The sequence below is a fragment of the Rhodococcus sp. LB1 genome, assembly GCF_001583455.1.
Taxonomy (GTDB): domain Bacteria; phylum Actinomycetota; class Actinomycetes; order Mycobacteriales; family Mycobacteriaceae; genus Rhodococcus_F; species Rhodococcus_F opacus.
Genome location: NZ_LTCZ01000104.1, coordinates 1 through 12,977 on the forward strand (window position 1 = coordinate 1; position 12,977 = coordinate 12,977).

General features: G+C 66.9%; 2 protein-coding genes. Both read right to left on the bottom strand.

The features are described from left to right. Positions 1-10,832, bottom strand: a 10,832-nt coding sequence (locus AZG88_RS17055; protein ID WP_156517515.1) for a non-ribosomal peptide synthetase, incomplete at its 3' end; no start/stop codon positions are given. Between the two features lie 171 nt (positions 10,833-11,003). Beyond that, a complete protein-coding gene (locus tag AZG88_RS17060) occupies positions 11,004-12,953 on the bottom strand; it encodes a S9 family peptidase (RefSeq protein WP_061698344.1) in 1,950 nt (649 codons plus the stop codon). Positions 12,954-12,977: the final 24 nt, after the last annotated feature.

The window sequence follows — 12,977 nt, forward strand, 5'->3', positions numbered from 1 at the left end:
CGGACGACGAACGACGGCGCAGGCAACGCCCGTCGGTCGAGCTTCCCACTGGGATTCAACGGCAACGCGTCGACGACCATCACCTGCGACGGCACCATATAGGTCGGCAGAGTCTCGCCCACCCTGATGCGCAGGGTCTCCGGGTCCAGGGCAGCCCTGGTATCGGGAACGACGTATCCCACCAGTTGTTCACCGGTGTGGGGATCGTGGCGCAAGACCACGACGGTCTGTGCGACTCCTTCGCACCTGCTGAGCGCTGCCTCGATCTCACCGAGTTCGATCCGCAGACCCCGCAATTGCACCTGTGAGTCGATTCGCCCGACGAAGTCCAGTCGTCCGTCTTTCGTCCACCGCACCAGATCGCCCGTGCGGTACATCAGTTCGCCGGAACCCCTGAAGGGGTTGGCCACGAATCGAGCTGCCGTGAGTGCACCGCGGGCATGGTAGCCGCGGGCGAGCCCACTGCCCGACAGATACAGCTCGCCGATCACGCCGACCGGAGAGGGATGCAGCCTTGCATCGAGGACAACAGCTCCGGCGCCCTCGATCGGGGTGCCGATCGTGATTCGTTCCTCCGGCACGAGCGGCTCGGTCATGGAGATGATGATGGTGGTCTCTGTGGGACCGTAACTGTTGAAGAAACGACAGGCGGGTGCGAACTTCGCGACCAACTCCGGCGGGCAGACGTCTCCTCCGACGACCACGGCCTGGAGTTCGTCGAGCCCGTCCGGGTCGACGATCCCCAGCGCCGCCGGCGCTGTGATGATGTGGGTGACCCGCTCGACGCGCAGCAACTCCGCGAGCTCGCCGCCACCGATGATCTCGGGTGGAGCGACAACCAAGGTGGCGCCGGCACTGAACCCCGCGATCATCTCGAATACCGACGCATCGAAGCTCGACGACGAGAATCTCAGCACCCGCGAGTCGCCGGTCAAGTCCAGTTCGAGGCGGGCGCCTGCACAGAACGACGCCAGCCCGGCATGGGTTACAACGACACCCTTCGGGACCCCGGTCGAACCCGACGTGTAGATCATGTAGGCCGCATTGGACAACGCGACCGGCGCACCGCGCTCGCCGTCTGTGATCTGTGCCGCCGAAACCTCGTCGCACAGATCCTGCACTTCACCCGCGGTGGGTACCAGCCAGGCAACCTTTCCCGGCAGCGACGTAGTCTCGGCGCTGGTAAGACCGATCACGGCCCCTGAATCGGCCAACATGTACTCGATCCGCTCGGCCGGCAGTTTCGGATCGACCGGCACGAACCCGCCGCCCGCCTTCGCGACCGCCCACACCGCAACCACTGATTCGATGGACCGAGCGAAGGCCAACGCGACAAATGTTTCAGGACCGACACCACGAGAGATCAGCACTCGGGCCAGTCGGTTCGATCGGGAGTCGAGGTCCGAATACGACATCTCCACACCACCGCAGGTCAACGCAACACCCACGGGGTTCGACGCGACGCCGGCCGCCAGAATCTCCGGCAACGTCCGTGCCTGAACAGGCAGTGGCTCAGGGGCCGCAGCCGCGAGCACCCGTTGCCGCTCGGCCGGACCCAGCAAGTCGACGTCGCCCACCGCGACGGACGGATTCTCGATGACCGCGTCGAGCACCCGCACGAACCCCTCGGCGATCCCGTACACCGTCGGAGCATCGAAGATGTCCGCCGCATACGACAGCCTCCCCGCATACCCGCCCCCGGCCGCCTCACTCAGAGCCATCGAGAGGTCGAACTGCGCGGCCTCCCACTCCACTTCCACCGGTGACACCGTCAAACCCGGAAGCTCCACCCTCGACGGCGCGAAATTCTGAAATGCCAACAGCACCTGAAACAGCGGCGAGAAGGACTGCGACCGCACTGGATTCAGCTTGTCCACCAACCGCTCGAACGGCACATCAGCCCTGCCGAACGCCTCGAGGTCCGAATCGCGCACCCGCCCCACCAGCCCCGTGAACGACTGACTCGGCTCACAATCGGCCCGCAATACCAATGTATTGACGAACATGCCCACCAGATCGTCCAACGCCGCATCACCACGACCCGCCACCGGCGACCCGATCGCGATATCCGATGTCCCACTCAACTTCGCCAACAGCACCGCCAACGCCGCATGCACAACCATGAACGGGGTCGCACCCTGCTCACGGGCCAGCGCCGCGAGACGCACCACCGTCGCCACCGGAACCGCGAAATCGACACTCGCACCCACCCCCGACCGTACCGCCGGACGTGGCCGGTCGAGCGGCAGAGCCAGCACGTCCGGCAGACCCGCGAGCGCATCCGCCCAGTACTCGAGCTCCTGCGACATCAGCGACGTGGGATCGTCCTCCGAGCCGAGAAGGCCTCGCTGCCACAGGGTGTAATCCGCATACTGCACCGGCAGCGGGGTCCACGACGGCGCGTCGCCGGCTGTGCGCGTGGAGTAGGCGTGCACCAGATCGCGGGCGAGTACCTGGATCGACCAGCCGTCGATGCTGATGTGGTGCACGACCATCACCAACACGTGTTCGTCAGGAGCCTCGCACCGCACCAATGTCAGAGCGATCGGGATTTGCGTGGTCACGTCGAATCCGCGTGCCATTGCCTCCCGGATCCGTGTATCCAGAGCAGCGGCCGGGACGACGTCGGGCGCAACGTCGATCAGATCGCCGGTCGCGGCGTGATCGACCGGCAGCACGAGCTGAGACGGGCCGTCAGGGGATTCGGGAAACATCGTCCGCAGCGATTCGTGCCGTTCCAGGATGTCCGCGGCGGCCCGTCGGAGTGCGTCGACGTCGAGAGGGCCGGACAGCCGCAGTGCCGCCGCCACGTTGTAGGCACTCGACGTGGGGTCGAACCGATTGAGGAACCACACTCGGGTCTGAGCCAGGGACAGGGGGAGCCTGTCGGGCCTCGGGCCGGACACGAGCGCGGGGCGCGGTCCTGCACCGGCGTGCATCCGGTCGACGGCGGTGGCCAGAACCCCGACGGTGGGCGACTCGAACAGCGACCGCACGGTCAACCCGGTGCCGAGCTCGTTGTTGATCCGGGCGACCACACGGGTCGCGATGAGGGAGTTACCCCCGAGGTCGAAGAAATTGTCCGACATACCGATCCGCGAGGCGCCGAGTACGTCCGCGAGAATCTCCGCGAGGACGTACTCCGTCGGGGTGCCGGGCGAGACGAACTGCGCCGAACTCGCGAACTCGGGAACCGGCAGTGCCTTGCGGTCGAGTTTGCCGTTCGCAGTCAACGGCAGTTCCGCGAGCACGACCAGCGCCGACGGCACCATGTACCGGGGAAGCACCGTTGCGGCAGCGTCGAGGAGCGCGCGCATGTCCGGGGACCTCCCGGGCGCAGGTACCACGTATCCGGCGAGGTAGTCGCCGGTGGACCCGTCGTTGCGGGCCAGTGCCACCGCCTGTGCAACATCTGCGTGCCCGTGCAGCGCCGCCTCGATCTCACCGAGTTCGATGCGCTGGCCGCGAAGCTTGACCTGGAAGTCCGTGCGGCCCAGGTATTCGAGCTGCCCGGTCGGCAGCCACCGAACAAGGTCACCGGTGCGGTACAGCCGACAGCCGTCTCGCACGGTTCCCGCGGCCGCGAGGGGGTTCGCTACGAACCTCTCCGCCGTCAGATCGGACCGGGCCTGGTATCCGCGCGCGAGCTGGACACCGCCGAGATACAACTCCCCCGCTACCCCGACGGGGACGGGACGCAGGCGTCCGTCGAGCACATACGTATGGGTGTTCCAGACCGGTGCTCCGATCGGCACGGTGGTCTCGTCCGGCCCGGTCTCGTAGGAGGTCACGTCCACCGCTGCCTCGGTGGGACCGTACAGGTTGTGCAGCTCCGCCCCGCTCACCCGGTGCAGATTCGCCGCCGTCACAGGCGGCAATGCCTCACCACTGGTGAACACCCGGCGCAGCGAATTGCACTCATCGACATGCGCTCCGACCAGGAATACGGCGAGCATCGACGGCACGAAATGCACCGTGGTCACAGATTCTGCGCGGATGACCCGCTCGAGATAGGCGGGGTCCCGGTGCCCGTCGGGCTCGGCGATCACCAGTCGCGCGCCGGTCTGCAACGGCCAGAACAACTCCCACACCGACACGTCGAACGTCACGGGGGTCTTCTGGAGAACCGTGTCGTCGTCGCTCAGTGGGTACCGATGCTGCATCCACAGCAGCCGGTTGACGATGCCCTCGTGCGGCACTGACACGCCCTTGGGTCTGCCCGTGGAGCCGGAGGTGAAGATGACATACGCAGGGTTTCGGGTATGCAACGGCCCCAACCGGTCCCGGTCCCGGATGGGGTCATCGGACAGCGCCGATACATCGAGGGTGTCGAGGTCGAGGGCCGGCACCTCGGCGGGCAGCGCGACGCGATCCGCGGTGGTGGTGAGAACGACGACTGGACCGGCGGTTGCCACGACGTACGCGATCCGCTCGGCCGGCTGGTCCGGGTCTATCGGGACGTACGCGCCGCCGGCCTTGATCACGGCGTAGATTCCCACCAGCATATCCACCGAGCGTCGCACCGCTACACCCACGAGCGATTCGGGGCCCACACCGCCGCTGATCAGGAACCGCGCCAGCTGATTCGCGCGGGCGTCGAACTCTGTGTACGTCAGCACCGTCCCCTCGAACACGACGGCGGGGGCGTCGGGCGTGTGGGCCACCTGCGCGTCGAACAGCTCGGCGAGGGTGAGGCGCGGTAGCTGGTGTTCCGTTGCATTCCAGGAGTCGACCACCAGCTCCCGTTCCTTCGGAACGAAAAGGTCGACGTCGCCGACCGGTGTGTCCGTGTCGCGCGCAATGGTCTCGAGAATCCCGATCACGCGCGCCGCGAGTGTCGTGACGGTATCGCGATCGAAAATTCCGTGCTGATAACGCAGACTCAGCCGCAGTCGAGGTTCGAGGATGGACAGCAGGGTGATCGGGTAGTGCGTGGCGTCACGCGCATCGAGAGCGGTCACTCGCATTCCCGCGATGTCGGTGTGCTCGTCGAATCCGGACTTGTCGGCGGGGTACGACTCGAACACCGACAACGTGTCGAACAGGTTGCCCAGACCAATGCGTGCCTGGATGTCACCCAGTCCGAGGTAATGGTGATCGAGCAGGGAAACTTGCTCACCCTGGAGGCGGGTGAGTAGCTGCGTGCACGTCTCGTCCGGGTCCATCCGCACCCGCACGGGCACGGTGTTGATGAAAAGCCCCAGCATGCTCTCGACACCGGACAGCTGCGGCGGCCGACCCGACACGGTGGCACCGAACACCACATCACGACGGGAGAGCAACCGGGACAGCAGTATTCCCCACGCCGCCTGGACGACGGTGTTCATGGTGACTCCATGGCGCGACACCACCGTGTCGAGCGCACCGATCAGGGCCGCGGGCAGTGCGATGTCGACCTCACCCGGCACGCCGTGCTGTTCCGAGGACGCGTGCGGCGCCAGCAGTGTCGGCTCGTCGAGCCCCGCCAGCGCACGTTCCCAGGCGCGGAAGGACGCGTCCCGGTCGAGTGTCGCCACCCATTCCAGGTACGTGCTGTACGGCCGCGGCTCCGGAAGGGCGGGAGCGTCGTCCGCGGCATAGCGAACCAGCAACTCGCGCACCAGCAGTGGCATCGACCATCCGTCGAGGATGATGTGATGGTTGGTCAGTGCCAGCACGTGACGCTCGGGTGCGGTGCGGATCAACAGCAGGCGCAACAGCGGAGGACGGGCGAGGTCGAATCGGGCGACACGGTCGTCGTCGAGGAGACGCTCGAGTTCCACTCCCGCCGCCGACCCGCACCCGGTCAGATCCACCTCACGCCACGGCACGTCTACCCTGTCGACAACCAACTGCGCCGGGATACCGGCGTCGTCGTACTCGAATGCGGCACGCAGAGTTGCGTGGTGTGCGAGCAGGCCTGCGGCGGCACGGCGCAGCCGCGCGGAGTCGACCGCGCCCTCGAGGTCGATGCGCAGTTGCGCGGTGTAGATGTCCAGCGAATCGGCGGCCAGCGTCGAGTGGAACAGCAGACCGGACTGCAACGGGGACAGCGACCAGATCTCTCGTAGCCCCGGGTACGTGTGTTCCCAACGCTCGATCCGACTCTGGCTCACCGTGACCAGCTGGCAATCGGACGGTGTCAGACCACCCGCGACGGGCTGAACCGTGTGCGCGGCAAGACCGTCGAGGGCGTTTCGCCACAGATCCGCAAGGGCCGCGACTCCGGAGTCGCGGATCACCCCGGTCGGATACGCGAACGATGCCGTCAATCGGGGTCCCTCGGGGCTGTCGACCACCATCGCGTTGATGTCGATCACCGCAGCCACGGCCATGCCGGATCCGCTCGCTGTGATCAGGTCCGGTGCCTCGGGGTCCGGCAGCCAGCCGAGATCCTGCAAGTCGCCGAGGTGTTGCACGCCCATGCGGCCCAGGTAGTTGAAACTGATCTGCGGCTCGGAAAGACCCCCGAGAATCGACCTCGCGCTCTCGTCGAGATGCCGGAGCAATCCGAATCCGACGCCACGGGCAGGCACCGCGACGAGCTGTTCCTTGACGGTCTTGATCACGACACCGGCAGCATGTCCACCCTCGAAGGCCCCGCCGAGTTCGACGGCCGGCAGTTCGAGCCGGACCGGGAAGGCGCTGGTGAACCAGCCGACGGTACGTGCAAGATCCGCGCCGGCCACCGCCTCCTCCTCGCGCCCGTGACCTTCCAACGTCAGTAACACCGAACGCTCGTCGATCCCGTGCGAGTGTCGCCACTGCACGACCGCCATCGCCAGCGCCGACAGGAGTCCGTCGTTGACGCCGCATCCGAACACATCGGGAAGTCGAGCGAGCACCGCATCGGTCACGGCGGGACTCACGTCGATGTGTACCCGCTCGGTCGTGCGCATCGTGTCGATCGCGGGCGCGATCGGCCGTGTGCCGATCTGCGGGTCAGGGCCGCTGAGAACCTCTCGCCAATAGGGCAATTCGCCTCTGTGCGCTCCTCGATCTGCCGCGTCCTGCAGTCCATATGCCCAGCGGCGGAACGACGTGCCCACCGGGGCCAGCGTCGGCGTCTGCCCAGTGCCCAGCTGCAGCCACGCCGTCGCGAGGTCCGGCAACAACACGCGCCACGACACACCGTCCACCACCAGGTGATGCGCGAGAACCAGCAGGCGGCCTCGTGCACCCTCGGATTCGGAGACACACCACACCAGTTGAAGCATGACCCCGTTTTCCGGGTCCAGGCGCGCCGCAGCGGCCGCACACTCGACGCTCACTACGTCGGCAAACGCGCGGCTGCCGGGTGCCGCCGCCGTGACGATCCTCGAAATCCGATCGCCGGCCGGCACGCTACCGACGGCCGTCGTTTCGAATGCCCACACACCGTCGCCGTCGGGGACGAACTTCGAACGCAGAGCATCATGGTGATCGAGCACGGCCGCGAGCGTCGCACTCAACCGATCCGGATCGACATCAGACGGCAAGGTCAGCAACAGCGCCTGGAAAAAGTCGTCGAAGCGGCCCCGCTCGATCATCGAGCACATGATCGGTGTCGGCGGGATACGCCCGACGCCGCCGCCATCGAGTTCCTCGAGGACGACCGCCGATTCTGCCTCCACCGGCACCGCCACCGCGGCGATTGCGGCGATCGTCTTGTGCTCGAACACGGCCCGCGCACTGAAGGCGAGACCGAACTCCCTGGCTCGGGCGGCGATCTGCATCGCGACGATGCTGTCGCCGCCGAGCGCGAAGAGACTGTCGTCCACACTCACCCGGTCGAGGCCGAGTGCCTCGGCGACGAGACCCGAGAGCTGCTCCTCCGCCGGTGTCGACGCGGCGCGGAACTTGTGTTCGGCTGATCCGAAGTGTGGTTGCGGCAGTGCACTTCGGTCGAGTTTGCCGGCGGCCGTCACCGGCACGTGTTCGAGCCACATCACCGCCGACGGGATCATGTGGGACGGCACGATTTCGGCGACGCCCTCGACAATCGCGATCGGATCGAATTCACAACCGGTGTCGAGGCGCACATACGAGACCAGCGCCGTCGTGCCGCCCGCCGTCCGATGAACCACCGTCGCGGCGAAGTTGACGCCGTCCTGGGCGAGCAGTGCCGAGTCGATCTCGCCGAGTTCGATGCGGAAACCACGAATCTTGACCTGGGTGTCGGACCGGCCGATGAACTCGAGCGTGCAGTGCCCCACCTCGGTTCCTCGCGATGACCGCACCCAGCGCACCTCGTCACCGGTGCGGTAGAGCCGAGACCCCGGCTCACCGAAGGGGTTGGCCACGAATCGGTTCGCCGTCAGCCCGTGCCGATGGTGATAGCCGCGTGCGATTCCGGGGCCGGCGAGGTAGAGCTCACCCACCACCCCGGCGGGCACGGCGCGGAGCTTGCGGTCGAGCACCACGACGCTCGCACCCTGGATCGGGCGGCCGATGGTAATCGGTTCGCCCGGCGTCAGCGGCTCACCTGCGGTGATGATGATGGTCGTCTCGGTCGGCCCGTAACTGTTGGTCAAGCGGCACACCTGCCCGAACCGCTCCACGAGGTCGGGGGTGCACACGTCACCGCCGACCACCACCGCCTCGAGATGTTCGAGCCCACGCGGGTCGACGGTGTTCATCACCGTGGGAGCCGTGATGATGTGGGTCACGCGCTGTTCGCTCAGTAGTTCGACGAGGTCGCTTCCACCATGCATCTCGGGCGGGGCGACAACCATCGTGGCACCGGCGCTGAAAGCCTGGATCATCTCGAACACCGAGGCATCGAAGCTGGCCGACGAGAACCGTAACACCCGCGATTCGTGGTGAATGCCGAGTTCCGGGCGGGCGCCGGCCGCGAAGTTCGACAGACCGCTGTGGGTGACGACGACCCCTTTCGGAAGCCCGGTCGATCCCGATGTGTAGATCATGTACGCGGGGTGACGGATTGACAGCGGGGCGCGGCGATCCACGTCGCCGATCGTGGCGCTCCGCTGTCGTTCACAGCGTGCGCGCAACTCGTCGTCGTCGAGGACCAGCCAGCGAATTCCGTCGGGCAGTGTTGCACGCAGTTCATGAAGCGTGAGCCCCACCAGGGCCCCCGAATCGGACAGCATGTGCGCGACTCGCTCGGGTGGGAGGTTCGGATCGACAGGCACGAAGGCGGCCCCGGTCTTCGCGACCGCCCAGAACGCGACGAGTGACTCTGCCGACCGGGGAAGGCTCAGCACGACGAAGGTTTCCGGTCCGGCCCCCGATTCGATCAGTAGTCGCGCCAGTTGATTGGATCGCTGGTCGAGCTCGTGGTAGGTGACCTCCCGCCCCGACGCCCGAATCGCGACTGCGTCCGGTCCGGCGGCAACGCCGTCGGCCAGCAAGTCGGGGAGGAGCCGCTCCGGCTCTGCCTGCGGACCGCGACATGGCACAAGATCCGCGCGTTCGTCGGCGTGCAGCACGTCGAGAGCGGCGATGCGGTCGGTGGCGGCTGACGCGGCGAAGGCGGAAAAGAATTCGAGGAACCGGGCATGGTGACCGCGCAGCTCCTGTTCGGTGTACAGATTCGGGTTGGCCTCGAAGTCGACCTGCGCCACGTCGCCTGCGACACCGGGATAGATGTTCACTGCGAGGTCCTCCACCGGACCGGTGGTCAGCACGTGGAGCCGGCCGATCGAGGGACCGAGCCGAATCTCGTCGTGGAACATCATGATGTTGATCGACGGCCCGAAAAAGCCGCGACGACCACCCAGGACGCCCGCATCACGTCGTATGTCCTCGTGCCGGTACCTCTGGTGACGTAGCGCTCCGGTCAGCGCCAGTTGCGTACATCTCATCAAGTCGACGGAGGTCGTTTCCTCCCCGACCGAGAGTCGGATCGGAAGGACGTTGGAGATCATGCCGCCCGAGCGGCGCAACCGGGAGGTGGTGCGTGCCGAGACCGGCAAGCTCAACACCACGTCGTCCTGGCCGGTCAGGCGGGAAAAGAATGCAGCCACGGCAGCCACCGCGGCTGTCGCGAACGTCGCCCCGGGTTCCCGGCCGGTCAGACTCTGCAGTGCGGCTGTCGTGGCAGCGGACAGCGGTGCGCTGCTCACCAGCGACTGCGCGCCGATCTCGGCCGCCCGCCCGGCGAGGCTGATCGTCGGTGGGAGATTGCGGCTGCGCTCCGCCCAGTACTTGCGGTCCGTCTCGAACCGGCTCGAGGTGCGGTAGCGCGCCTCTTCTTCGACGACCTCCCGCAATCCACTCGCGGTGAACTCGGCCGGCGCGCGGCCCTCGACCGCCGCGGTGTACAGCTCCGCGGCACGGTTCATGAACGTCATGGCGCCGAAGCCGTCGAGGGCGATGTGGTGAATTCGCGAGTACCAGAAGTAGCAGTCGTCGGCGACGCGCAACATTGCCGAACGGATCAGCCGATCATGGAGGAGATCGATCGGGTTGCTGCATTCGGCGCGCATCCACGCGAGAGCCGCAGCCCGCGGATCAGGGTCGGAACGGAAGTCGAGATGTGTCATCTCGAAGCCGAGCGACTCGTCCACGGTCTGGAGCGGCTCACCGTCCCACTCGACGATTCGGAGCAGTCCGGTACCGAGTTCCCGGAGTGCCGCGGGTCCGATCCGTGCGAGCAGGCCGATGTCGAGATCAGCGATACCGACCTCTACGTACTGAGCAATGACGATCGGAACGTCGCCCAGCAGGTGCTGGGCGAACCACATTCCACGCTGAGCGGCGGAGAGTGGGAACAGCTCGGAGGGCCGTGCAACATTCGCCATCACCGTGTCCGAAAGGACCGAAGTCGTATCGAAATCGTCCAGCGATGACACCCTCGGCCCTCGGCAATCCATATATCGACACTGAAGCGCGCGAAGGGGAACACCCATTTCACTCAGCTGCGGTTATCGACTCCTCTTTCCGACGCTACTCGCGGCCCAGCCGCCGACGCGATACCTCGCTCCGTTGATACCGCGCGGTCTCTAATTCTCGGCGATCAGAGAAGAGCACAACACATGGTTTGTTTTGTGCATCACACCGTTCGGATTCCGGGTGGACGGTCAGCCGTTGGGCGGCCGCCAGAGTTCGAGTCGCGGAATGTCCGGTGGCTCGAATCCCAATACCTGGCCGTAGAAGGACAGTTCGGCGTTGCGGGAACTGATCAGGGTGGCCAGCTTCCGGAATCCGTGTGACTCCCCCTCGTACTCGAGGTAGGCGTGCGGGATGCCCTTCTCCACGAGCGCATCTCGGAACCGTTCCGCCTGCGACGGCGGCACGATCGGATCGTCGAGCCCCTGCAGGAGCAGAACCGGGCAGTTCAGTCCGCCAACGTTGTTCAGCGGTGCACGTTCGGCGTAGAGGTCGGCCGCCTCGGGCAGCGGGCCGATCAGCCCGTCGATGTACCGGGACTCGAAGTCGTGTGTCTCCTTCACGAACCCGTCCAGTTCGGCCACCCCGAAGTAGGACGCACCGCACGCGAACACGTCCGAGGTGGTCAGCGCCGCGAGCACGGTCCACCCGCCGGCGGATCCGCCCTCGATCGCCAGCCGGCCGGGGTCCGCCATGCCCGCCTCGGCGAGGCCGGTCACCGCCGTCACCACGTCCTCGACGTCGACGACCCCCCACTGTCCCCGCAACCGGTTGCGATACTCGCGACCGTATCCCGTGGAACCGCCGTAGTTCACGTCGACGACGCCGATGCCGCGGCTGGTGAAGAACGCGAACACGGGATTCAGCGAAGGCGCGACCCGCGACGTCGGTCCGCCGTGCACGAACGCCACATACGGCGGCAACTCCCCGTCCTCGCCCCGGTACCGCGGGTGACGCGGCGGGTAGGCGATCACGTGGACTTCGCGTTCGGCGCCCTGGAACGTCAACTGCCGGGCCTCGGGCAGATATGCCGCCTCGGGAAGTTCGGTGACGGACAACCGGACGGTGCGGAGTGCACCGGTGTCGAGGTCGAGTTCGCGCAGGCCCGACGGGGTCTGGGCGCCGCCGGTGAGCAGCAGGATCCGGTTGCCGTTGCGGTCCCCGAGGCCGACGCTGGTGAGCCCGTCCAGCGGGATGTCCACGAGCGAACCGGTCGCGGGATCGAGAACGGCGAGGGTGTCGGTTCCGAACGTCCTCACGGTCAGGAGCGTGCCGTCGTCGCGGCGGGTGTGCCAGCGGCCGCCGAGCATCCACAGCGCGCCACCGAAGTCGGCGTCCATCGGGCACAACGCGACCGGGTCGGCATCGCCGATGCCGACGCGGTAGAGATTCCACCAGCCGCTGCGGTCGCTGATCGTGTACAGGTCGGTGGGACCGACCCATTCCGGTTGCAGCACCGATTCCTCGGGACCGCCGAGAAGTGTCCGCACCTTCCCTGTCACGCGGCCGCCCTCGACCGCCACGACCCTGAGCTCGGTGCCGTCCCACGGCATCTGCGGGTGATCCCACGCGATCCAGGCGAGGTGCCTGCGATCCGGGGACAGCCGCGGATTGGCCAGGAAGTCGGAACCGGCGACGACGGACCGCACCCGGTGCGGATCGTTCGCCGCCGACCCGTCCAGCGGAATCACGCAGATATCGCGGGAGACGCCGCCCTCCGTGTCGTGCATCTCGCGCACGGCCCACACCTCGCCGTCGATCACCGACAGGTCGCCGTACCGCAGTGAGCAGGGCTGCGGCGGCTCCGGCGTCAGCGGCACCGGTGTCCCGCCTTCGAGCAGGTACAGACGCTGATCGCTGAACTCGGCGAACACCAGGCGGCCGGCGTCGGTGACGGTCCAGGCGCCGCCGCCGTACTCGTGAACGCGGGTGCGGGCGTTCCACGGTGCGGGCAGGACGTCTTCCGGTTCGTCGTCCAGGCCGAGGCGCCGCACCGCGACCCGCCCGCCTTCGCTGGGCCGCAGTTCCGACCACCACACGTCGTCCCCCACGTACCGGCCGCCCTCGACGGGGTGGCCGCTGGAGGCGAGATCCGCCGCCGCGATCGGAGAGGGCCAGGAACCGTAAGGCGCAGAGGTCATCCGCCGAGGATATTCCGCCGTCCT